The sequence below is a fragment of the Niabella beijingensis genome (assembly GCF_020034665.1).
In the GTDB taxonomy this organism is placed as follows: domain Bacteria; phylum Bacteroidota; class Bacteroidia; order Chitinophagales; family Chitinophagaceae; genus Niabella; species Niabella beijingensis.
Genome location: NZ_JAIQDI010000001.1, coordinates 190078 through 214961 on the forward strand (window position 1 = coordinate 190078; position 24884 = coordinate 214961).

The following is a 24884-nucleotide window of genomic DNA, read 5'->3' on the forward strand; positions in this document are numbered from 1 at the left end:
GACCAATTGTCCCCGATCTGTTTCGGGGATTTTTTTTGTATGATGCCTGGTCTCCGGCAAGGTTACAACACATCCACATCAGGAAGCACCACCACCGACTTATACCGTTTCTCCTGGTGCAGCACAGCTACCTGGTGCAGGATATCCTTTTTACATTGTTCGATCAGCCGGCTGTTCCGCGGCAGTTTTAACAACAGTTCCATCAGGTGCTGGTTGCGTACTTTATTGATCAGGGGTTCCGATGGTCCCACGAGATACGAAGCATACCGGTTTTGCAGTGCTGATGAGAACCAGGCCGCTGCATCCCGCACCACATCGCGGATCTTGTTCTTAAATGTCAGCCGGATCAGCCGGGTATAGGGCGGGTAACCGAATTGCTCCCGTTTCATCAGCTCATCGTCAAATAAAGCGCGGTAATTATGTTGCTGCACCTGCAACAATACCGGATGTTCGGGCTGGGTGGTTTGTACCAGCACCCTTCCGGCCCCATGTTTTCTGCCGGCCCGGCCGCTCACCTGCTCCATCAGCTGAAATGCCCGTTCGTTCACCCGGAAATCGGCAAAGGAAAGGATGCCGTCTGCATCCACGATACCCACCAGGGCAACATGCTCAAAATCCAGCCCCTTTACCACCATCTGCGTGCCCACAAGTATATCCAGTTTCTGTTGTTCAAACGCCTGTATCAGCTGGTCATGGGCATGTTTGCCGCGAACGGCATCAATATCCATGCGGGCCACCCGGGCCTGTGGAAACAATTCCTGCAGGGCCTCTTCCACCCGTTCCGTCCCGAATTGTTTCTGGACAAAATCATGACCGCCACAGCTGGGGCAGGTCACCATGGGCGGGTAACTGGTTCCGCAATAATGACAAACCAGCTTATTATAAAATTTATGATAGTTCAGCGATACATCGCAATATTTACACTGCGGCACCCATCCGCAGGTGTTGCAGCGCTGGTAAGGGGTATAGCCCCTCCGGTTCTGAAAAAGAATGACCTGCTTTTTTTGTTCCAGCACTTGTTGAACGGCCTCTGCAAGCGGGGGGAAGATGATCGTATCGGCATACTCTTTCTTACGGTACTTTCGGGTATCGGTCAATGCTATCTGCGGAAGCTGGATATTACCAAACCGCTCCGTCAGGGTCACCAGCCCGTATTTCTCATTCAGGGCGTTGCTGTACGATTCAAAAGAAGGCGTGGCGCTTCCCAGCACCACCTTACATCCGGAAAAAAGGGAAGAAAAATAAATAGCTGCATCCCGCGCATGATACCGCGGAGCCGGCTCCATCTGCTTGTAGGAGGTATCGTGTTCTTCATCACACACGATCAGTCCCAGCTCCCTGAATGGCAGGAACAGGGAGGACCGGGCACCTAAAACGATCTTGAGCGATCCGTCCTTTACCTTATTCCAGATCTCCACGCGTTCATTCTGCGAGAACCGCGAATGGTATACACCGATATGCCCTCCGAAATGGCGTTGCAATCTCCGGATAGTCTGCGAAGTCAGCGCAATTTCCGGCAGCATATAAAGGACCTGCTTTCCTTTGCGTAGCTGTTCCTCTATCAAATGAATATAGATCTCCGTTTTCCCGCTGGAAGTAACCCCATGTAACAGGCAGACCTCTTTTTCCCGCAGTGCTTCCCGGATCGAATCCAAAGCCGTGGCCTGTGCGGCCGACAATTCAAAATTGAGCTGTATATCTTTGGGCAGCAGCCGGATCCGGTCGACCGACCGCTTTTCCAGCAACAGAATGCCTTTATCCGCAAGCCCTTTAAGCTGAGCCTCGCTGGCTCCTGTTTTTTTCAGGAGCCCCTGTTTGGTGATCTCTCCCTCTGTCCGTTGAAAATGAAGATACCCCAGCAACAGCTCCAGTTGCTTTTCAGCGCGCTGCAGTCGTGCATCGCTATTCAGCAACTGCTCCAGCGCCTTGTCATTATTATAATCAGGATGCAACGCTACATAGGTTTCCGTTTTGGGCCGGTACCGCTCTTTTAAAGATTCCCAGACATAGCAGATCCTGCTCTGGATCAGCCGGTTGACCACGGGGTAGACATGATTGCTGTCCAGGATCTGCTGCACTTCAGCCAGCTGCAATTCCTTTCGCAGCAATAACGCCTCCGCCACCAGGAACGCTTCGTTATCCAGGTCTGTAAAATCATCTCCCGCCTCTTCGTTAAACACAAGTATGGTTTCGCTGCTCAGCTTAAAATGCGCGGGCAACGCAGCCGCCATCACTTCGCCCTCTGTACACATATAATAACGGGCCATCCATTCCCACAGTTTCAGCTGTTCTTCAAAAACAACAGGTTCCGCATCCAGCACATTGACCACCTCTTTGGCCTCAAAGAATTCGGGAGGTGTCTGGTGGATCTTCTTCACCACTCCTGCATATTTTTTGGACTTCCCCAGGTTTACTTCCACCCTGCACCCCACTGCCACTGCATCTTTCAGATGCGCAGGCAGCGACCAGGTATAGTTCAGCGGCAATGCCAGCGGAATTACCACTTCAGCAAAATCTGCTGTTCCGGCGCCCTCTATATATGGTATTTCATTACTCATTGGTTCTCCTTCTCGTGTTTTATCCAGGAAGCACCGGAGGCCTCCAGCCGTTGTTCCATCAGTGAAAAAACCTGTTGCTTTAATTTTTCATGATCTTTGACAGACCAGCCCTCCACCGGCACCTCCTCCATAAATATCACCCGACACTTTCCGGGATTGAGCGAAAAAGGCCGCGTATAAGGCATGCGGTCGTAGGTGTCCAGGAACAATACCGGTCGTATCGGCGTATTGGTTTCCAATGCCAGCCGGAACGCCCCGTTATAAAACGCCTTTAACGGTTGATTGGTTTCATTAAAAGTCCCTTCGGGAAAAACAAAAATAGAGATCCCCTTTTGGATGACTGAACGCAATATCCGGATACTCCGTGCCCTGCCTTCCGTTGAATTGCGGTCTACCGTTACGATGGCACGTTTATAGATAAAGCCGAACAGGGGTATCTTTCCCATTTCTTTCTTTCCCAGCGCCCGCATGGGTTTTCTGAACACTTTTACCATTACAGGAATATCCAGGTAGGATATATGATTGGCGATAAGTATGTATTTTTTTCCGGTATCAAACGGCGCATCATAAAACCGTTTTACACGGATGAAAGTAAGGGCAAACCAAAGATCAGCCCAGATGGTGCAGAGTCCGTAAATGATGTTCCCGCCCCTTATCCGGCCGAAAAAGGCCGCAATAACGCAGAGCGGAAAAATAAGCAGCATCACTACCAGGAAGATCACCGCTGCATAACAGGTATAAAGTACGCGCAACATATTGCTTAGGCTCTCAAAAATAAATGGTTATGCAACATCAAACACTGTTATTTCTCAACATTTGTCAAAAAACACCGCTTCAGGTTTTTTCCGTAATTTTGCAGCCCTTATGCAACGTTCAAAATCAGTGGCATTTCACACACTTGGTTGTAAACTCAACTATTCTGAAACCTCATCGCTTTCCCGTCTGATGGAGCAGGAGGGTTTCGAAAAAAAAGAGTTTACCGACGTTGCAGACGTATACGTGATCAACACCTGCTCGGTAACGGATAATGCCGACAAGGAATGCCGTCAGCTGGTGCGGCGGATCCAGCGTAAAGCGCCCGAGAGCGTGGTTGTCATCACCGGTTGTTATGCCCAGCTGAAACCCAAAGAGATCGCCACCATACCGGGCGTGGATCTGGTATTGGGTGCTGCAGAGAAATTCAATATCGTAAAACACATCAAAGAGCTTTCAAAAAATGATGCGGCAAAGATCTGCAGCTGTGATATTGAAGCGGTTACCGGTTTTCACAGCTCCTACTCGATCAATGACCGGACCCGGACCTTCCTGAAGGTTCAGGACGGGTGTGATTACACCTGTGCTTTTTGTACCATACCCATGGCAAGGGGCAAAAGCCGCAGCGCTACGATAGATGCGGTCATCAACGATGCCCGGTCACTCGCTGCTGCCGGTGCGAAAGAGATCGTACTTACCGGGATCAACCTCGGCGACTTCGGTAAAGGGCCGGATGGAGCTGCAGCTGCCGCCATTAGCGGGCGGCCGGAGAATTTTTACCGGCTGATACAGGAACTGGATCATATAGAAGGCATTGAACGTTTCCGGATCTCTTCTATCGAGCCCAACCTCTTAAGCAATGAGATCATTGAATTTGTTGCCAGCAGCAACCGGTTCATGCCGCATTTCCACATCCCGCTGCAAAGCGGCAGCAATGCCATTCTTGGCGCCATGCGCAGAAGGTACAAAAGAGAGCTGTATGCCGAACGGGTGGGGCTGATAAAGACCCTGATGCCCCATTGCTGTATCGGTGTGGATGTGATCGTGGGTTTTCCCGGTGAAACCGAACAGCATTTTAAAGAAACCTGTGATTTCCTTCACGAACTTGAAGTTTCTTATTTTCATGTCTTTACCTATTCCGAACGCCCCAATACCCATGCGCTCACCCTTGGACCTGTTGTTCCCGTATCCATCAGGAATGAGCGGAACAAAACACTACGTAACCTTTCTTATATGAAGATGCAGTATTTCGAGCAGCAGCATGCCGGACAAACCCGCAACGTGTTGTTTGAAAACCATAATAAGAATGGTATGATGGAAGGCTATACGGATAATTATATCCGTATCACCACTCCTTACCGCCGGGAATGGGAGAACGAGATCGTTGACTGGAAACTCTGATGAAACCCTTGCCACTTTATCCCTATATCTATTTTTTTTGATGCCAGTCAGTTAGCTGTTGCATTTGCACATTAACATTTTCTTTTTATTTTTTGGCCACTAGTGGTATTGTATTTGCATGTTACTAATCAGTATTCGCATTGTTACTAATTAGAAAAATACTTGGAAAAGCTCTTTATATCTTATTGATATCAGCCTTTAAACCGTGTGCAGGATTGGCTTACAGCCGAAAACGTTTTAAGATTTTTGATATTATTTCTTAACAACTCCTGTATAACAACAACTACTTTTCTACGTTTTTAAACAAGTAAGTAAACCTTTTTTATTTATACTTTTTATTAAAATTTTAATCATGAAAAGAACTACAAAAACAGTAATGTTGGCATTGGCAGCAACAGTAATCACCGGAAGTGCATTTGCTCAGGTAGACAGTACAAAAACAGACTCCACCGTTGTGGCTACTGATTCCACACAAACAGACACAGATAAAAAAGAAGACACAACAGTTACACCTACTCCCCCGCAAGCTTTTGTTGCGCCTTCGGTAAAAAACAATACTTATGTTTGGGTTGCTACAAGCAGGGAACTGCTGGGCACCAGAAATACAGTGACCGAAGCTGAAAAGCAAGAAGCTTAGTCAAAAGGAATCCGTTTAACTAAAAAACCACACTGGGAAACCAGCGTGGTTTTTTTTTGTAAGTTTGGTCGACAGAATGAGAAAATTATGCCTACAAAAATAAAATGTCCCAAATGTTTTCATGAATTCCCGCTGGAAGCGGCATTGACGGATGAGTTAAAAGAGGTGATCGAAAAAGAAAAGGACACCCTGCGCAAACAAATGCAGGATTATAAAAAAAATAAGGACGACGAGATCGCACAACTCAAAAAAGTAGCGGAAACCGAAGCATCCAAGGTAAATGAACAATGGCAGCAGAAGCTCGACAATGAAAAACGACTCCTGCAACAGCAACTGGAAGAGCAATTGCGTAAAAGCATCAGCAACGATTTTGAAAACCGTATTGGCTCGCTTCAGAAGGCCAACGAGGAAAATGAAGAGAAACTGAAACTGGCACGGCAAAAGGAAGCGGCCTTTCTGCGGATGGAGCAGGAGTTTAAAACACGGGAGGCCGAACTCGAGATCACGGTCCAGAAAAAACTCAATGAGGAACGCGAAAGGCTGGCGGAGGAATTACGGCGGATCGAAAATGAAAAAGCGGCACTTAAGGAAAGCGAATACCAGTTAAAGCTAAAAGAACTGGAGACCCAGCTGGAACAACAGAAAAAACTGGCTGCAGAAATGCAGCGCAAGGCGGAACAGGGCTCCATGCAATTGCAGGGCGAAAGCCAGGAGCTGGCCCTGGAAGAAATGCTCACCACCGCATTTCCTTTCGACCTGATCACAGAAGTAGGCAAAGGCGTACGGGGCGCGGATTCGATACAGATCGTCCGCAACAACCTGGGTATGGAATGCGGCAAGATCATCTGGGAAAGCAAAAGGGCGGAGAACTTCGGCGGCGACTGGATCGAAAAGCTGAAAGCCGATATGCGTAGCCAGGGTGCAGATGTGGCCGTACTGGTAACACGACGCTACCCGAAGGATATGGAGCGCTTTGGTGAGAAAGAAGGTGTCTGGATCTGCAATTTCAGTGAAGCCAGGGCGCTGGCCAGCGTGCTCCGCGACGGGATCATAAAGGTGTTCAATAGCTCCAAAAGCCAGGAAAATAAGGGGGATAAAATGAACCTGCTTTACTCCTATCTTACCAGCCCCGAATTTGCCGAACAATGGAAGGCCATCCGGGAGGGTTTTCTGAGCATGAAGGTCTCCATCCAACGTGAGCGTGACGCCATGGAGCGTCTTTGGAAGGCCCGTGAAAAACAACTGGAGAAAGTGCTGCTCAACGCCACGCATATCCGGGGATCCATCGACGGCATCAGCGGACTGGAGTCGGTAGACCTGAATTTGCTGGGTTACGATGAAGAAGAATAGTCATCAAAAAAGACATCTGGCTGCGCCCGTTCCCAAACGGCCATTATCCTTAATCAGAAACATAGGTCAGCATCCATTTCTGGGTGCCGGCTCCGGTGTCTGTTGTCACATTTACATTGCCGTTTGTATCCGTAGCGGCGGCTGTACCAAGACTCAGCAGTGGTCCGCAACCCGGCTGCAGCCGGTAATATCCCGAACCCAGGCTGAGAAATTTCCATTGCTGGGCCGCACCGCTGTGACTGGCATATATTTCTACATTGGTGCCCGACACGGAAGACCCGGCATAAACATCCAGTGACTGGCCCGGGGCATGCAGCGGCGTTAATCTGAAATAGCCGTTTCCGGTGTAAGCAATGCGCCAGCGCTGATTGTTGCCGTTTGTATCCGTATATACCGACACATTGGATCCGCTGGCGGTACCGGAATAGTCCACATCCAGGTTCCTTCCGGGTGCGCTGGCCGGTTTTAATTCATAGACTGCATTGGGTTTTATACTGGTGCCCCCGTTAACGACCAGGGGATATGCCACAGGACTTCCGGTATTATTAAAGATATCCGTCACAGTAACACGAATGGTATAAGTACCATCGCTCAGCAACTGGGATATAGAGGCCTTCCGTTTCTGGGGAATCGTATCCTGTACGGATTTTATAACGGTTCCGGACGCGTTCAATACTTCGATCCTGCTTGAGAGCTGCGGACCGGTGGCGGTATTATTCACCCAGTTGATCTCTATTTTATTTCCGGAATAATAGGCGGTCAGCGAATCGGTGACCACCGCAGTAACGGAAGGTGCTGTACCCTGCCCCGTCTGTGCCGGCAGGTTTGCGGAACGTGTTCCGTTAAAGATCGAAGAGGGTGTAACTCCCGCCCCGTGGGCCATATAAAAGGCATCTTCCGTATTATTATACCCTGCATCAAAACTATTGTTATAAATACCATTACGCGCTGAGTCGGCACTGCTGGTATTAATGCTTACATACCGGCCGGAGGGCTTTTGCCAGGTCCCGGACGCCGTTAATGCCCAGCAATCTTTAAAGAATGCTTTCCGCGGGAACCGGCCGTCCATCCGGTCGTCATTGCCTACCCAGTCTTCCAGGAAGGAATCATTATAATTGCCCAGGGCTTCCGATGTTCCCGGTGCGGAAAGTGTGGAAGTGTGAAACCATTTTCCGGTTGACAGGTCCTGTATAAAAGTGGCGATAAAAATACTGTCGCCCGATTTCCATGAACGGTGCGCGATATTATACCAGCTGTTTATTTTCCAGCCGTACGGATTTACCGTTTTGGCACCATCTCCTTCACCACCAAACCGGCTGTAAACCGTGTTGGTGCCCCTGTAGGACGCATAGGCATGAATGCCGCCCGCGGTATTGGGATCCCACAAGGACGCGATCAGCGTTTTTGAAGTACTGCCTCCTGCAGATGCACTGTCAATAGTGTGTTGCAGACCTGCATAGCCGCCTGTAAAACTGTTCACTTCAAAGTACTCCGCGTAAGCGGTCTGCACTACTTTGATCTTTTGCATTTTCAGTACCGACTGAGACCCGAATTGCTGGATCAGGTGCATGGAAGGTGCTGCATTTGAGGTAGGTGTAACGGCCCTTGCAAGCGTACCGTTTTCCGGCTCACCCTGAAAAGTTGTTTTCTGACAGGACATCAGGCTCAGTCCCAGCAAAGACAAAGCGATCATTTTTTTTTGAGGGTTCATAAGTGTATTTATTGAGATTAAAAAACAAGGCTGCTGTTCGCCGTCACAATCGTTTCACCGTTTCTATATGTAATTTATCAATAAAAACAGTACGCCGGTAAAGCAACCGATTGCGCAGTTCTCCGGTCACGCCAACAACGGGTTTATCGCTTTCAATTAAAAATCCGGTTCCTGAAAACCTCCTGACATTAGGCTGTCACAGGCCCTTTTTAGCTTTGAGGTATTAAAGTAAGAATACCATGAGCTTAAAAAATTTAATCAGCGAGTATGCCCGTTACAATGCCTGGGCCAACAGAACCCTCATTGACTATATCCGCTCAAAGCCGGAGCAGACCTGGTATACAGCAATTCCTTCCAGCTTCAGCAGTCTTGTAAAAACGGCCAATCATATACTGGCCACGGAGGAGTACTGGCACTCCATCATTACCCGGACGCCTCCCGCCCATACCCGGCATTTTGATGAAGACCCCAGCGGCATTGAGGTTTTCGGAGCGCTCGTGCGTCAATCGGAAGAACTGGAAGAGCTGGTTTGCTCCTACACGGAGGAAGAACTGGAAGCAACGATAGAGATCATCAATGAATGGTTCAGCTGCGCTTCCCCCCGTTATATCTATCTTCAGCACCTGTTCAATCACAGCACCTATCACCGCGGACAACTGGTAACCATTGGAAGAGCACTCGGGTTTACCGATGCGCCCATGACAGACCTGAACTATATGCTGGTAATGCGGGAAAGCACCGGCGTTCTATAAGAGCCGTCCTGCAGTTCCGGAACAAAAAAAGGGGCTCCCTGCCGGGCCACCGCCCCGGGAAACCATTTTGTTCTTTTATTGCTTTTTACGGCACTTTGTCAAAAGCGACTATGGTAGCTATTGCCTGGCCGGGATTGACCGTCGCTTTTAAATAAATGCGGCCATCGGATGTGCTGTTATAGCTGGCACCGGGCGCCAGCAGGCTTTTCAGTGCTTCATTCACCTTCCCCGCATAAGTAGCTTGCGCACTGGCGGTAATGGCATCATTGACCTTGTTATAATCCAGTTCTTTTTTACTGGCTACAATTGCAATCTGATCCCTGGTGCCCTGATTATCGGCTTCCATGGATTCTGATTTCGGAAACAGGCGGTAACCGGTGATGCCACAATAGGGCGAGTGTTTGGAAACCGCCTGCCCGGGTTTCAGATAAGGGAACAGCACGTAGCTGCTGCCATTGGTTTCTTGCCCGAAAATATAGATATAGCACTCTGTTGTGTTTTTTACTTCCATCTTGAACCGGGTACCGATCTTTATAGGAGCAGCCGTCTGAAAAGCATTTGTGCCGGCTGTTTTTAATTTAATATATTGTTTGGTGCTGTTATCTACCAGTCCTACATTGCATTCCAGCGGCATGGCCGCTACATTGGCATTTTTGGGCAGGGGATCAATACCATAAGCTTCCCGCACATAGCTCTTAAAATCGCCGTAGCGCACCCAGGCGATGCCGTTGGTTCCCCACTGCGGCGTCCAGCTGTTCATGATCTGGAAGGCACCCCCGTATTTCCGGTCGTCATACCCGATCACGCACATGGCGTGACCGCCCATACCTACCTGCGACTGGTCCATTCCCTGCGGCTGCCACAGGTCCCGGCCCATCATATCCTGCATAAAGCTCTGCCCCACCATCATCCCTATTACCACGGGGGCATCTTTGGCAAGGTGTTCCTTTACCGCCCGCACGCTGATCTGGTTCAGGTTGTCGCCCTGGGTCAGTCGCGTAAATCCATGAATGGTATGCTGCCGTCCTTCCTGTATAACAGCACCATCGGGTGTTCTGCTGCAATCCTGGTCGTTGTAGGGGTAATTACGCAATGCAACACCGCCGTTTGCCTTCATGGCCTCCATAGCCCTTTGTATATAAGAGCCCTGGCAATCGCTGCCCAGCCGGATCTGATTGTACAGGTACGAGGGACTAAAGGCAATGGAATTGGGATCCTGCCCCGTTGCGGCTGAAGTAAGAATGGTTTGTGCTGCATAAGCACTGCTCCAGGCCACACAACTCCCCTGCTGCCCCTGATCGCCCCGCTTCGGCGCAAAACGCAGCAGGGAAACCGCCTCCGGCAACGGATTCTTTCCGCTGTTGTCCTCCAGCCCTTCATAGATCTTCGCTTTATTGAATTCGTTGGGATTATAACTGTAACCGCTTTGCGAGAAAAGCTGCTTTGCCGCATCACTAAGCCCCCCGATATTACTGCAGCCACCACGTCCACCCAGAAAATAAACGGCTGCAGCGATCACTACCAGCAGAATAATACCCTTTCCGCGGAACAGGCCCAGCAATAAAGGCAGCAGACCAAATAAGCCACTGCCACCACCACCGGGGCCACGGCCACCGCCACCGCCGCTGTCATCATTAAAGTCATTATCCCCGCTATTGGGATCATCTGTCATTCTGATAGGCATAGATTAAAATTTTCTATAAAATTAATCGTTGGAAATATCATTCCTGCCTTTTGAGAATACTTTTTTTCATCCGGCACCGAAGAGGCAAAAACCACGCTCCTGCATCGTTATACAGCAGAAGGCGCTTACGGTTCATGGGAAATAATTTATCTTTATAACGATACGCCAGCATCTTCCGCAATACCATGAGATTTTTATCACATATCACCGCCGGGATCTTTAGCGGGATCCTCTTGTGCTGTTGTTCCTGCCAGGCACAACAAGCCCCTGCAGCCAGGAAGGATCACCTGTTCACTTCTTACTTTCAGAAGACATCCGGCTGGATCGCCGGAGATGGGGCCTATTCCATCCCACTGGGAAACGGGCAGTCCCTGTGGACCTTTGGCGACAGCCACATCAACGATTTTGACTCCAGTACCCAAACAACACCCTGTCTCTTCCAGGTAAGGAATGCCGTATTTACAATGGATCAGCGGTATCCCATGCGTACCATAACCTATACCGGTACTGCCACTCCGCCCTCTTATTTTTCATTGGGCCATGACCCTCATTACTGGTTCTGGCCGGGCAGTGGTTATGCGCATGGCGACTCTGTTTATATTTTCCTCGGGCGATTGCACAAAACGGGCCCGGGAGGCATGTGGGGGTTTGAAAATGTGGATTCCGGTTATGTGGCTGTTATCCGTAAAGATAATTTCTCCCATGTGGATTACAGGCTGCTTCCGCCATCAAATGGTATTGTTTTTACCAGCGCAGTAGTAAAGGGTCTTAATGACACCTGCTATGTGTATGGCATCAAGAGTAATGGTATGGGCAATGATCTTTTTGTCGCCCGCTTTAAGGCCGGCGCTGTTGTTCATTCCCGGGAATATTTCGATGGTACCGGATGGAGCAGGAGCAGCGGGGAAGCGCATCCCATCCACTCGGAATTCACTGCCAGTTTCAATGTATGTAAGATCGGCAAGAAATACATTTTAATCACTACGGCTTTAAGCGTGGGATGCGATCAGGGAAAGGAGATCTTTGTGTCTGTAAGCGATCAGCCCTATGGTCCCTTTACAAACCGGCATGTGGTCTGGGAAGTGGACGACACGCTGGAAGGGCATCATCCGTTCTTTTACATCGCCAACGCACATCCACAGTTCAGTGACAATAACGAGCTGCTGATCACTTATTGCATAAACGGGTACGACAGTTGTGTCAATACCTGTGAGAACGGACGCATGAACCCCGACTATTACCGGCCGAAGGCCATTCGTGTACCGTATGCGCTTATTGATCCCGGTCTTTAATAATGGCTGGAAGCCTTTTTATCCGATTCCGGCTAATGTGATCTTGCCGCCGGTTTTTACGGCTTTATAAATGGCGTCAATGATTACCAGGTCGCGCACGCCTTCTTCCCCGTCAGCGGGAATGACCGGCTTTTTACCATCAAGAATGATGGCCGCCATCTCATCCATCTGTATCGCCTGCTGCGGGCGGTCGCTGGTCAGTTCCAGCGGCCCCTTGTTCGTACGCCCTTTGATGGGGCCATAGCTGGAGGCGGGTTGCAGCTCCGCAAACCCTTTTTCTCCGTTCAGGAAAAAGCGGTCCAGGTTATTCATATTATACGACGAAAGGCAGGATGCTGTTGCACCGCTGGGAAATCCCAGCTGGAAGGTAATGGTCTCATCCACACCCTCTTTAAATTTCACGTGATCGGTCTTTGTTTCCTGTGCGGTGACCCATACCGGTTCCTCACCTACCATATAACGGCAGCCGTTCAGTGCATAGATCCCTATGTCCATCAATGCGCCTCCGCCCGCCAATGCCTTATTCAGCCGCCATTGTGTGGGATCGCCGATCTTAAAGCCGGAAAGTCCCTGGAAGAATTTTATACTGCCCAGTTCTCCGGCGGTCCGCATGCGGTGGATCTCCAGGGTAAGCGGTTCAAAATGCATCCGGTAACCTACCAGTAATTGCTTTCCTGCTTTCTTGCAGGCCTCCACCATTTCCCTGCCTTCCTGTGCATTCAGTCCCATCGGCTTTTCACTGATCACATGTTTGCCGGCTTTGGCACAGCGGATCACCTGATCATGGTGCAGCGCATTGGGGGTAATGACATATACCGCATCAATGTCCGGATTATTTTTTATGGCATCAAAGGTTTCATAATTATAACGGCTTTTTTCGGGCACGCCATATTTCTCACCCCAGGTTTTCAGTTTTTCCGGGGTTCCACTGATAAGACCGGTTATTTTAGCCCGTTTGGATTGCTGCATGGATTCGGCAACGCGTGTGGCATACCCTCCCAGCCCCATTAAGGCCACTCTTAAAATAGGTCCTTCCGCTGTAGGGGTGACAGCAAAAAGAGGTCCGGCATTCAGACCGTTAAATGTATAGATACCAAGGGCAGACAGCCCCATTTTCTGGAGGAAATTCCGGCGTGTGCTCATGTAATGATTGTTTAAGGGTTCAGGGCGCACCGCACCGGTTACTGGATCGGGGCGGCTCGTTATCCCGTTATGTTTTTTACAAGCTTTAATGCCTTTTTCAGTTGTTCTTCCTGCGTCAGGTTCGTATTGTCGATCACGATCGCATCCTTTGCCTGGCGTAAGGGGCTTACTTCCCGGTTGGAATCAATATAGTCGCGCATTTGCAGGTTCTCGGCTACTTCTTCAATCGTTATATTAGGATTCTTATCAACCAGCTCTTTGAATCGTCGTTCAACGCGTACCGCATTATCCGCGGTCATAAATATTTTCAGTTCGGCTTTGGGAAATACCACGGTTCCGATATCCCGTCCGTCCATTACAATTCCTTTTTTCTTTCCCAGTTTTTGCTGCTGATCCACTGCAAATTCCCGCACCGTTTTAATGGCAGCGATCTCGCTTACTTTTTCTGCAACAATAAGATCGCGGATCAGGTACTCTACATTTTCATCATTGAGGTAGATCTCCACATTGGCATTCTGCTCATTCAGCCGGAAGTCCAGTTCTATATCTTTTAAGGCTTTTTTTACTTCTTTCTTTTCATTCCAGTCGATATGATTCCGAAGGAAATAAAGGGTAATAGCCCGGTACATTGCACCGCTGTCCACATAAACATATCCGAGTTCTTTAGCCATCTGTTTAGCCAGAGTACTTTTCCCACAACTGGACCAACCATCTATAGCAACAATGATCTTTTTCATTTTATCTGCTGTACCTCCTTAAAACACAGAATACTGCCCTGCATCATTTCAGCGGCAAGATACAATTTTATTAAGGGAAATTTGTGGCTTTTGGAATAAATTTGCATCCGGTACTTCAATTGAAATCTTATTCGTATATTCAGACAAACCTTCTACTATGACAGTAAAACAGATCTCCTCCATCTTCCCGGCCGTTGCATTACTGATCCTTGTTTCCTGCAACAGCGGGGCAGATAAAACACCTGCTGCGGGAACAGACACAGACAGTGCGGCCACTACCAATGGCGCTGTGGTGCGGGAGCTTCCACATGTGAAAACAGAGCCGGTTGAATATGAGGACGGGATCAAGACTTTTAACAGCATTGCAGCTTTCGACAGCGCGAATGCAGGTAAAAAGCCCATTGTACTGATCATACCGGAATGGTGGGGGGTTACCGATTATGTCAAGGATCGCGCAAAACAGATTGCAGAGCTGGGATATTTCGCGATGGTAGTGGATATGTATGGCGGCGGCAAGGTACTCAGCAATCCAAAAGATGCGGGAAATGAGGCCATGAAATATTACAAAAACCCACAACTGGCACAGGAGCGGTTTGATAATGCGCTCGCTATAGCAAGGTCCTACCCCCAGGCCGATACTTCCAGAATTGCTGCCATTGGCTATTGTTTTGGCGGTACCATGGTGTTGAACATGGCGCGTCTGGGCGAGCGCCTTAAAGGGGTTGTCAGCTTTCACGGCGGACTGGAAAATCACGGTATCACGGCGCGCAAAGGCGGCATCATCCCTTCGGTTTTAGTATTAAACGGGGATGCGGATTCTTTTGTTCCTGTAAGTACGGTCAATGAATTTAAAAAGGAAATGGAAGCGGCCAATGCCTCCATGCAGTTTATTGGTTATCCTAATGCCAAACATGCCTTCACCAATCCCGGCGCCACTGCACTGGGCGAAAAATTCAAGCTGGACATCAAATACGACGAAGCAGCGGATAAAGCCTCCTGGGAGGAAATGAAAAAATTCCTGGAAAAGATATTTCAGTAATTCACGGCTGGTCCGGTACACCGGTTGCAGGATCCTAACTGAGGTAGGCGCCGGTTACGGTATCGCCTTCCACTTCCACATAGATATGATCCTGCAGGGTAGTGGCAAGCGAAATCCCTTTATAATCCGGTGTAATGGGAAATACAGTATGTGTCCTCTCCACCAGCACCAGGGTCTGGATCTTTGCAGGGTGATAGTTCAGAAAGGGCTTCAGGGCATACAACAACGTTTTGCCGCTATTGGTAACATCATCGATCAGCACCACCACTTTACCGGTAAAATCCATTTCCCTGCTGAGTGTCACTGCCGCAGGCTTCTTTTTATTCAACCGCAGGGTCAGCAGTTCCGAGGAGAGCTTGCTGTTTTTCTGAATCCGTTGCTGTATGTTTTTGGCCAGCACCACGCCATTCTCTTCAATTCCCACCAGAATCAGGGCCTCCGCATCCAGGTTATTCTCGATCAGCTCCAGCGCCAGCCGCTGCAGTTTTTTCTCCACGGTTTCCGCATTTAGTAAATATTTTTTCACCTGCTGTCTGTTTAATTTGCTTTCAAAATGCCTCTACTTGTAAAGGAAGCCGTAAATTAGCACTTTGTAACTGAATGCTCATGCAAATTGCTCAACAAATTTTATTTGTACTGTTATTTATACTCGCTGTTGTATTTTTCACCAAAAAGATAACACAGATACGCCGGAACATTAATCTGGGCCGGGATGAGGCCATTAATGACCACCCTGCACAACGCTGGCGCAATGTGTTATTGCTGGCACTCGGACAGAAAAAAATGTTCCGGAACCCGCTGGTAGGTGTACTCCATTTCTTTGTATATGCCGGTTTTATCATTATAAATATCGAGGTTCTTGAAATCATCCTGGACGGGGCATTTGGCACTCATCGTCTGTTTGCCGGGGTACTGGGAGGATTCTATACCTTCCTGATCAATGCATTTGAGTTGCTGGCACTGGCTGTCCTTGTTTTCTGCGCCATTTTCCTGGTCCGCAGAAATGCCCTGAAGATCCGGCGTTTTCTGAGCGGGGATCTCAATGGCTGGCCCCGCAGCGACGCCAATTACATCCTCATTACAGAGATCGTGCTGATGACATTGTTTCTCACCATGAACGCCAGTGATACCCTGTTACAATCCCGCGGGGCGGAACATTATGCGGTTCATCCTACCGGTAATTTTATCGTTTCCCAATATCTTCAGCCGCTGATCAGCGGGCTGTCCGACGGATCGCTGGAATTGCTGGAGCGTGCCTGCTGGTGGCTGCACATTATCGGCATCCTGGCATTCCTCAATTATCTCCCCTACTCCAAACACCTGCACATCCTCCTCGCATTCCCCAATGCTTATTATTCGAGGCTGATACCCATGGGTGAAATGGAGAACATGCCATCCGTGCAAAATGAAGTACTATACGCCATGCAACCGGAGCTGGCGCCTGCTGAAGCAGCGCCGCCGATGCGGTTTGGCGCAAAAGATGTTACCGATCTCAGCTGGAAGAACCTCCTGGACGCCTACAGCTGTACCGAGTGCGGGCGCTGCAGTGCGGCCTGTCCGGCTAACCTTACCGGCAAGCTGCTTTCACCCCGCAAGATCATGATGGACACCCGCGACCGGGCGGAAGCCATCGGCAAACAGCTGAATGAAAACAAGGAATGGAAAGAAGACGGCAAGAGCCTGCTGCACGACTATATTTCGGTGGAAGAGCTGAGGGCCTGCACCACCTGTAATGCCTGTGTGCAGGAATGCCCGGTAAGCATCAACCCGCTTGATATTATCCTGCAGCTGCGCCGTTACCTCGTAATGGAAGAGAGCAATGCCCCGCAGGAATGGAATACCTTGTTCAGCAATGTGGAGAACAACTTTGCTCCCTGGAAATTCAGTCCGGACGACCGCGATGCCTGGACACAGACCGTATAAATCCTGTATGCTTTTTCGTCAGCAGGTTGTTTGATCTTTTGCGGTGAGCCGGTCTGCCGGCAGCAGTATTCGTATTAAGGTGCCGCCCTTTAAAATGTTATTCGCTGTAAGCATCTTTTTTAACAGCGCGAACAAAGCGCATCCGTTCAATCTTTTTTCTCCGTTTCGTGCAGCTTGGCAGCAATATCCTTTTTCTTCACAAACATCCGCCAGGCCTGGATCAGCGCGGTGATAACAAAAACACCGCCGATGATATAATTCATCAACGACTGGTTGTTCTGGATCTTACTCGCGATCAGCCGGCCACCAAAAATAAACACACAATTGCCGGCCAGGGTCCCTAACCCGATGCCCACGATATAAAAATTGTAGAAAGAGGCTTTGGGCTTCAGCACATTTTTGGTGAATAATACCGTGCTCCAGCCAAACCAGAACGGTATCTGTACCGGGTTTACGGCACTCATGGTCAGCCCCAGTAAATAAGAAGGCAGGTTATTGTTCAGTATTACATTTTTCCCCTGCGAAGGATGCATGGCAGCATAAAGGCTGGAAACCGCCAGGGCAACGATAATGACCAGCGTGAGCCATTCCAGCAGACGAAAGATCTTTTCCTGTTTGCGTACCCAATCCATGGCCACCAGTGAAAGGCGTACATAGACCATCTCCGCCGTTAAAGAACCCAGGGAGAACAGCAGGGCGTTTTTAACCGACTGGCTGATCGCGATCTGCATAGCCGCGATATTCAATGTTCCCAGCGGAAGCGAGCCCAGGAAACTGACCAGCATCCCGGTAAAAAAAATTCGTATCAGTCCCCCACGCTGTTGTTCCGTCACGGTTTATCATTTAGTTTTTGCCGGCAAGCATCGGCACAAATGAAAAATTATCAAACAATTCCTCTTTTATGGTGCCATCGGCCTGTTTATGGATCCGCCGCATCTGCTGTACGTTCCCGGCCCCCACGGGTATTACCATCATGCCACCCGGCTTCAGCTGCTCGATCAGCTTTTGAGGAATCTCCGGGGCAGCAGCAGTAATGATCACCCGGTCAAAAGGCCCATAGGTAGGCAATCCCTGGTAACCATCACCATAAAAGAATTTTATAAAAGGAAACTGCTTCAGGTAAGCAAATTTCTTATTTTCTTCAAACAGCTTTTTCTGGCGCTCGATGGTAAACAATTTTACCCCCATCTTTGCCAGCACCACGGCCTGATACGCGCTTCCCGTGCCTATCTCAAGCACTTTTTGTCCCGGTGCTGTTTCCAGCAGCTGCGACTGATAGGCTACAGTATACGGCTGTGAAATGGTTTGTCCTTCCCCGATAGGAAAGGCGCGGTCTTCATAGGCCACATCATCAAAGGCTGAATCCAAAAAGAAGTGACGGGGAATGGTGTTCATGGCATCCAGCACCGTTTCATCTGTGATTCCTTTTTCCTTTATTACTTCTACCAGCTTTTTTCTTAATCCCTTATGTCTGTATGTATCTTCTAACGTCCTCCTCATAAGAGTGCAAATGTAAAAAAGCCGGGGCGATTTGCTACATATATCCGCCAAATATTATCCCCATCCGCAGATCGCGGCAGCACCGGATGTTGCGTTCCTCCCCCATTCTTCGTTACCATCGGTAAAATGCGCAGGGTTTATGTAATTTTACAGCAATGCGCATCTATAAATAAACCATTTTTTATGAAGTTCCTGAGCAGCCGCACCATTTTATTACTGATCATTCTAGTTGCATTTATGAAATCAAACGCACAAACCATTAAAAACTACGAAGCCGATTGGAAAACCGTTGAGGATCATATCAACAAGGGTTTACCGGCCTCTGCCCTTGCCACGGTAAAGGATATATACGCCAAAGCAACGGCGGATCACCAGGAAGCCCAGCAGGTAAAGGCATTGATCTACATGAACCAGCTTCAGGATGAGAACCGCGAGAACAACGAACTGACCAGCATTACGGAGCTGGAGAAAACAATAAAAGGGAATAAAGGCACCGTAGCGGCGTTGCTCAACAGTTATCTCGCCGGGGTGTACCAGCAGTACTTTAATCGCAACCGTTATAAACTTTATGACCGCACCAATACGACCGGTTTTGAGAAGTCAGACCCGGCTACCTGGACCATCGATGATTTCACACAAAAGATCAGCAGTCTCTATCTGGAGTCCCTGAAAGAGGAAGCCCTGCTGCGTCAGGTGCGACTGGAAAACTATGATGCGCTGATCGAAAAAGGGAATATGCGCTACCTGCGCCCTACCCTGTATGACCTGCTGGCCTTTCGCGCGCTGAACTATTTCAAAAGCAGTGAACGCTCGGTGACCCGACCGGCCTATGCGTTTACGATCAGTCAGGACAGCGCTTTCGCACCCGCTGCAGTATTTGCTGCGGCACGATTTGAAACCCGGGATTCCCTGTCTTTATCATTCAAAGCGCTGCAGCTTTATCAAAAGCTGGTGGCATTTCACCTGCAGGATGCACGGCCTGATGCGTTGATCGATGCCGATATCAGCCGTATTCAGTTTGTTTATCAAAATGCGGTTCACCCGGGTAAAGAAGCACTTTACTATAAAGCATTACAGGCCATAGCCGAAAAATACCCTTCAGAACCCGTTGCGCAACAAGCTTCATTCCTGATGGCACAATGGCATTACAGCCAGGCGCAGCTGCCGGTTAACAGTAAGAACCCGGAAAACCGGGATATGATGAAGGCCAGGGCGCTGCTCGAACCCATTGCCGGCCGGCCGGAAAAAAGCGAAGGCAGTGCCAACGCGTACAACCTGCTGCAACAGATCCAACAACCGGAATTCAGTTTCCAGATGGAAAAAGTAACCCTGCCGGATGCACCGTTCCGGGTATTGGTGTCCTACCGGAATGTACCGGTTGTTTACCTGCGTGCCATAAAAGCCACGGCGGCATTAAAAGCAGCAGTGAAAGATCGCAGCGGAAAAGAAAAATACTGGAATCAGCTGGCTGCAGCAACACCTGTAAATGAATGGCAACAGGCGCTTCCGGCAGCAGATGATTATAAACCGCACACTGCTGAAATCAAAGCAGACCGGCTTCCTGCGGGGGAATACTATATCGTAACGTCTTTAAACAAGAATTTTAGCCAGGAAAAAAACATCCTTACCTTTCAGCTGGTATACGTATCCGGCATCAGTTATGTAAATAATAAGAATGATTTCTTTGTCCTGGACCGTAACAGCGGGCAGCCACTGCCTGCAGCCAACGTCACCATCTGGCAAAAAGAATACGATTACAAGTCCAGCTCCTATCGGAACACCGAAATCGGCGAAGCGGTTACGGACAGGAACGGGCACTTTGTTTTTAAAACCACGACTTCCGCTGCAAAAGCAAAGATCCGGAACAACGGCAACTACCTCCTGGATATCACCTACCGCGATGAACGTTTCTTCATGGATGAGGAGTATTACGGTTATTACTATTACAACGATTATCAGGCAGAAAGCAGGAAGAAAACGACCTCTATTTTCCTGTTTACCGACCGGAGTCTTTACCGCCCCGGGCAAACCGTGTATTTTAAAGGCATTGCAGTAAACTATGACCCTTCAGAAAAAAGATCATCGGTGCTGGCCGGTCTTAAAACCACTGCCACGCTTTATGATGCCAACCGGCAGAAAGTAACCGACCTGGACGTAACCACCAATGAATTCGGATCGTTCAATGGCAGTTTCAGATTGCCCGAAGGCGGCCTGAACGGGAATTTCAGTATTTCCACCCCCCAGGGCACCGCCTCTTTCAAAATGGAAGAATACAAACGCCCCACTTTTCTTACAGATTTTGAGAAAATGAAGGGCACTTACAAGTTAAATGAGGTCATTAAAGTACCTGGTATTGCGAAGGCTTACGCAGGCAATGCAGTGGATGGTGCAAAGGTCAGCTTCCGTGTGGTACGCGAGGCCCGGTTCCCTTACCCCTGGATCTTTTCCCGTTACTGGTGGCCGGTCAACCAGCAGCAAACAGAGATGACGCATGGCGAAACAGTGACGGATGCAGAAGGCCGGTTCACCGTTACATTCACAGCTCTTCCGGACCTTACCATCGATCCAAAAATGGAGCCGGTATTTGATTATAAGATCTATGCGGATGTAACCGACATAAACGGCGAGGTAAGGAGCGGGGAAAAAAGAATTTCGGTCGGCTATAAATCATTACTGATAAAAGCCGCTATACCGGAACGGTTAACCACAGAACAGCTAAAGACATTGCATATCCGTACCGAAAACATGGCCGGTGAATTTGAGAAAGCCGATATCCGTGTAGCGGTAACGCGGCTCAAGCCCGAGCCGCGGTTATTAAGAAGCCGCTTATGGGAACAACCCGATCAGTTTGTCATGACAAAGGAAGCCTATATCAGCAGTTTCCCCAATGATATCTATAAAAATGAGCAGGAACCGGCCAGCTGGCCTAAAGACAAGGAGGTGCTGGCACAAACCGGACCAACGGACTCTACCGGGCAATTCATTCTTACCGGTGCACCGGAGCCGGGGTACTACGCTGTCACCATTATCACAAAAGACAAGGATGGCAACGAGGTAAAGGATATTAAATACGCAGAAGTATATAAAGCAGACCAAAAGCAGCCGGCATTTCCACAATACCTATGGACCACCGGCCCCGGAGCCATAGAACCCGGAGAAAAAACTATGATCCGGATCGGCAGCGCCGCACCGGACGTATTCCTGGTGCAGGGACTCACCAAGGAAAAAACGGCTTACACGTATATGCCGCTCAACAAAGAGATCAAACAGTTTGAATTCGGTGCCACAGAAGCCGACCGCGGCGGCTACAAGGTCAGCTACATGTTTGTAAAAAATAACCGCTTTTTTAGCAATGATAATAACATCCCTGTCCCCTGGAGCAATAAGGAACTAAAGATCACCTATGAGACCTTTCGTGATAAGACATTGCCGGGAGCGGAAGAAAAATGGAGCATGCAATTCAGCGGATATAAGGGTGACAAGGTTGCTGCCGAACTACTGGCCAGCATGTATGATGCTTCGCTGGATCAGTTCTATCCGCACCAGTGGCAGCTTCCGTCTGTATGGACTACCCGTTACAATTACAGCAACTGGAATACAGGTGTTAATTTCACCACGGTGCAGGCCCTTACAAAACGCACTATCCCGAGCGATTACCGGAGTTTTGACAAACGGTATGACTGGATACTGGGATCGGGTATGGCCGACGGATGGGGCGGTAGTATCGGAGGATTAGCAACAAGAGATGCTGCATTGGAAGAAGTAGTGACCGTAGGTTACGGCGCACAAAAGAAAAATGCTGTTACCCAGTCCGCAAGCCGGTTAAGAGGCGTAGCGGCCGCTGCTCCTCCTGAAGGTGTTGAACCCGCTCCGAAAGGAATCATTGAAGTAAACGACCAGGCAACCAACCAGCCTGCTCCGCAGGAAGCTCCCGCACAAGGCCCGGAAACCCGGATCCGGAAGAACTTTAATGAGACCGCCTTTTTCTTCCCCGATCTGAAGACCGACGAAAAAGGGAATATCCGTTTTTCATTTACCATGCCTGAAGCACTGACCCGCTGGAAGTTCCAGGCGCTGGCGCATACCAAAGAACTGGCATTTGGCTATTCTTCGAAAGAGATCGTTACCCAAAAGGAGCTGATGGTACAGCCCAATATGCTCCGCTTTTTAAGAGAAGGCGATAAAATGGAATTCAGCAGCAAGGTGGTCAACCTTTCTTCAAAAGAAGTGACCGGCATCGCCACACTTCAGCTTTTTGATGCAGCCACCGGCGAGGCGGTTGACGGCTGGTTTAAAAATGCCATTCCGCAACAATATTTCACCATTGCAGCAGGACAAAGTCAGGCAGTCGCCTTCCCCGCAGAAATCCCCTATCAGTTCAGTAAGCCGGTCAACTGGCGCATTATAGCCAAGGTAACCAGCAACGATGCAGCAGCATTGAGTGACGGGGAAGAAAACGCTCTGCCGGTATTGACCAACCGCATGCTGGTTACCGAAACATTGCCGCTTCAACTGCGCGGCTTTGGTTCCAAAAAATTCAGTTTCGACAAGCTGCTCAAAAGTGGTGGCAGCGAAACACTGACCACACAGGCTTTAACCGTGGAGTATACTTCCAATCCTGCCTGGTATGCCGTACAGGCCTTACCATATATGATGGAATACCCCTATGAATGTGCGGAGCAAACCTGGAACCGCTACTATGCCAATTCCCTGGCCACCCTGATCGCAAACAGCTCGCCAAAGATCAAACAGGTCTTTGACAGCTGGAAAACACAGGATACTGCTGCATTGCTGGGCAACCTGCAAAAGAACCAGGAACTGAAGGCCGTATTACTGGAGGAAACCCCGTGGGTATTACAGGCGCAGAGCGAGACCCAGCAAAAAAAGAACATTGCTTTATTGTTTGACCTGGTGCGTATGAGCAGGGAACTGAACACGGCATACGACAAGCTCAGTCAGCTGCAAAGCCCGAATGGCGGCTTTGTATGGTTCAAAGGCGGCAGGGACGACCGCTATATGACACAATACATCGTAACAGGCATCGGGCATTTGAAAAAAATAAACGCGATCGAAAAAACGCAGACACAAAAACTGGATAATATCATAAACAGGGCGATCCCCTATCTGGATGGAAAAATAAAAGAAGAGTATGAGGAGCTCATCCGTAGCAAAACAAAATTGGGTGAATACGTTCCCTCCTATTATGTGATCCAGTATTTATACATGCGGAGTTTTTTCAGCAATATCCGTGTAGCTCCCGGGGCACAGAAGGCCATGGCTTATTTTACTGATCGGGCAACCCGGACATGGACACAAGCAAACAAATATATGCAGGGGATGACCGCTCTGGCACTGCATCGTAAAGGGGATGCGGCCACTCCCAATGCTATTTTAAAATCGCTGCAGGAAACCGCCATCAATAATGAAGAGCTGGGCATGTATTATAAAGACGCTGCACGCAGCTGGTGGTGGTACCAGGCTCCCATCGAGCGCCAGGCACTGATCATTGAAGCTTTTGAAGAGATTGCCAAAGACAAAAAAACAGCAGATGATTTAAGGACCTGGTTATTGAAAAACAAACAGACCAATAACTGGGAAAGTACAAAAGCCACCGCAGAAGCCTGCTATGCTTTATTATTACAGGGCACACAATGGTTAACCATTACCCCTGAAGTAACCATTGACCTGGGTGGATTAAAGGTGGAATCTGCGCTGGAAAAGACCAGTGCCGGAACAGGCTATTTTAAAAAGACCATTCCCGGAGAAAAAGTACGACCGGCAATGGGCGCTGTTACGGTGTCTGTAGCGGCTCCCGCCGGCACACCGGCTACAGGCAATACGTTACCAACCTGGGGGAGCTTATACTGGCAATATTTTGAAGATCTCGACAAGATCAGCTTTGCTGAAACACCGCTAAAACTCAGCAAGAAATTATTTGTCGAGACCAACAGCGACCGGGGACCGGTGTTAACCCCCATAGCAACAGGAGGTACGGTAAAAGCAGGCGATAAAATAAAAGTACGCGTGGAGTTACGGGTTGACCGCGATATGGAATACGTGCATATGAAGGATATGCGTGCCAGCGGTTTTGAGCCGGTGAATGTGCTGAGCAGCTATAAGTGGCAGGGCGGACTGGGTTATTATGAAACCACAAAAGACGCCAGCACCAATTTCTTTTTCGGATACCTGCCTAAAGGAACTTATGTATTCGAATACAGTCTGTTTGCAACAGTTGCCGGAAATTTCAGCAATGGCATTACCAGTATCCAGTGCATGTACGCCCCCGAGTTTACCGCACACAGCGAGGGCGGCAGGGTTACCGTAATAAAGTAAATGGTGAAAAGTACAAGTAAAATATACTCGAAAGAAGACCCCAATCCGGAAGACTTCTTTTATCTGTAACA

Annotated in this window: 17 protein-coding genes; 8 read left to right on the forward strand and 9 right to left on the reverse strand. The window is 49.0% G+C overall.

Annotation, left to right across the window (positions count from 1 at the left end; translation table 11 throughout):
- Positions 1–62: 62 nt before the first annotated feature.
- Together priA and K7B07_RS00725 are read right to left on the reverse strand one after the other, a co-directional pair.
- Positions 63–2558, reverse strand: coding sequence for a replication restart helicase PriA (gene priA, locus K7B07_RS00720; protein WP_223706544.1), 2496 nt, complete (start codon positions 2556–2558; stop codon positions 63–65).
- Entirely contained in the window at positions 2555–3313 is a 759-nt protein-coding gene (locus K7B07_RS00725; RefSeq protein ID WP_223706545.1) for a lysophospholipid acyltransferase family protein, read from the reverse strand. Before K7B07_RS00725 ends, priA begins: the two co-directional genes overlap by 4 nt.
- 109 nt (positions 3314–3422) lie before the next feature.
- On the opposite strand from K7B07_RS00725, the gene mtaB reads away from it, so the two are divergent.
- The 3 genes from mtaB to K7B07_RS00740 all read left to right on the forward strand — a co-directional run bounded on the left by mtaB (position 3423) and on the right by K7B07_RS00740 (position 6699).
- Positions 3423–4712 (forward strand): tRNA (N(6)-L-threonylcarbamoyladenosine(37)-C(2))-methylthiotransferase MtaB, encoded by a 1290-nt coding sequence (mtaB, locus tag K7B07_RS00730; protein WP_223706547.1) that lies wholly within the window; start codon positions 3423–3425, stop codon positions 4710–4712.
- A gap of 352 nt (positions 4713–5064) precedes the next feature.
- Positions 5065–5349 carry a hypothetical protein gene (locus K7B07_RS00735; RefSeq protein ID WP_223706548.1) on the forward strand — a complete coding sequence of 95 codons (285 nt, stop codon included), beginning with the start codon at positions 5065–5067 and terminating at the stop codon, positions 5347–5349.
- 87 nt (positions 5350–5436) lie between these two features.
- Positions 5437–6699, forward strand: coding sequence for a DUF2130 domain-containing protein (locus K7B07_RS00740; protein WP_223706550.1), 1263 nt, complete (start codon positions 5437–5439; stop codon positions 6697–6699).
- A gap of 49 nt (positions 6700–6748) precedes the next feature.
- Here the strand turns inward: K7B07_RS00740 and K7B07_RS00745 are convergent, their stop codons facing one another.
- Positions 6749–8410: a DUF3472 domain-containing protein gene (locus K7B07_RS00745; RefSeq protein WP_223706551.1), complete on the reverse strand. Its 1662-nt coding sequence runs from the start codon at positions 8408–8410 to the stop codon at positions 6749–6751.
- 239 nt (positions 8411–8649) lie between these two features.
- On the opposite strand from K7B07_RS00745, the gene K7B07_RS00750 reads away from it, so the two are divergent.
- Positions 8650–9162: a DinB family protein gene (locus tag K7B07_RS00750; RefSeq protein WP_223706553.1), complete on the forward strand. Its 513-nt coding sequence runs from the start codon at positions 8650–8652 to the stop codon at positions 9160–9162.
- Between the two features lie 85 nt (positions 9163–9247).
- Here the strand turns inward: K7B07_RS00750 and K7B07_RS00755 are convergent, their stop codons facing one another.
- Complete coding sequence (locus K7B07_RS00755; protein WP_223706555.1) at positions 9248–10846, reverse strand: C1 family peptidase; 1599 nt, start codon at positions 10844–10846, stop codon at positions 9248–9250.
- 185 nt (positions 10847–11031) lie between these two features.
- Between K7B07_RS00755 and K7B07_RS00760 the strand changes: the two genes are divergently transcribed.
- Positions 11032–12138 carry a hypothetical protein gene (locus K7B07_RS00760; protein ID WP_223706557.1) on the forward strand — a complete coding sequence of 369 codons (1107 nt, stop codon included), beginning with the start codon at positions 11032–11034 and terminating at the stop codon, positions 12136–12138.
- 18 nt (positions 12139–12156) lie between these two features.
- On the opposite strand, the gene K7B07_RS00765 is transcribed toward K7B07_RS00760, so the two are convergent.
- Positions 12157–13281 carry a Gfo/Idh/MocA family protein gene (locus K7B07_RS00765; RefSeq protein ID WP_223706559.1) on the reverse strand — a complete coding sequence of 375 codons (1125 nt, stop codon included), beginning with the start codon at positions 13279–13281 and terminating at the stop codon, positions 12157–12159.
- Between the two features lie 59 nt (positions 13282–13340).
- Entirely contained in the window at positions 13341–13952 is a 612-nt protein-coding gene (cmk, locus tag K7B07_RS00770; protein ID WP_420847736.1) for a (d)CMP kinase, read from the reverse strand.
- A gap of 223 nt (positions 13953–14175) precedes the next feature.
- Here cmk and K7B07_RS00775 point away from each other — a divergent pair, with 223 nt between their 5' ends.
- On the forward strand, positions 14176–15057 hold the full coding sequence (locus tag K7B07_RS00775; protein WP_223706563.1) for a dienelactone hydrolase family protein: 882 nt from the start codon (positions 14176–14178) through the stop codon (positions 15055–15057).
- Between the two features lie 34 nt (positions 15058–15091).
- Here K7B07_RS00775 and K7B07_RS00780 read toward each other — a convergent pair whose 3' ends face one another.
- Complete coding sequence (locus K7B07_RS00780) at positions 15092–15583, reverse strand: phosphoribosyltransferase family protein (protein ID WP_223706564.1); 492 nt, start codon at positions 15581–15583, stop codon at positions 15092–15094.
- Between the two features lie 80 nt (positions 15584–15663).
- Here K7B07_RS00780 and K7B07_RS00785 point away from each other — a divergent pair, with 80 nt between their 5' ends.
- Positions 15664–16980: a 4Fe-4S dicluster domain-containing protein gene (locus K7B07_RS00785; protein WP_223706566.1), complete on the forward strand. Its 1317-nt coding sequence runs from the start codon at positions 15664–15666 to the stop codon at positions 16978–16980.
- A gap of 146 nt (positions 16981–17126) precedes the next feature.
- Here the strand turns inward: K7B07_RS00785 and K7B07_RS00790 are convergent, their stop codons facing one another.
- On the reverse strand, positions 17127–17813 hold the full coding sequence (locus K7B07_RS00790) for a LysE family translocator (protein WP_223706569.1): 687 nt from the start codon (positions 17811–17813) through the stop codon (positions 17127–17129).
- 10 nt (positions 17814–17823) lie between these two features.
- Positions 17824–18480, reverse strand: coding sequence for a protein-L-isoaspartate(D-aspartate) O-methyltransferase (locus K7B07_RS00795; protein ID WP_223706571.1), 657 nt, complete (start codon positions 18478–18480; stop codon positions 17824–17826).
- Between the two features lie 183 nt (positions 18481–18663).
- On the opposite strand from K7B07_RS00795, the gene K7B07_RS00800 reads away from it, so the two are divergent.
- Positions 18664–24813 carry an alpha-2-macroglobulin family protein gene (locus tag K7B07_RS00800; protein ID WP_223706572.1) on the forward strand — a complete coding sequence of 2050 codons (6150 nt, stop codon included), beginning with the start codon at positions 18664–18666 and terminating at the stop codon, positions 24811–24813.
- Positions 24814–24884 lie beyond the last annotated feature (71 nt).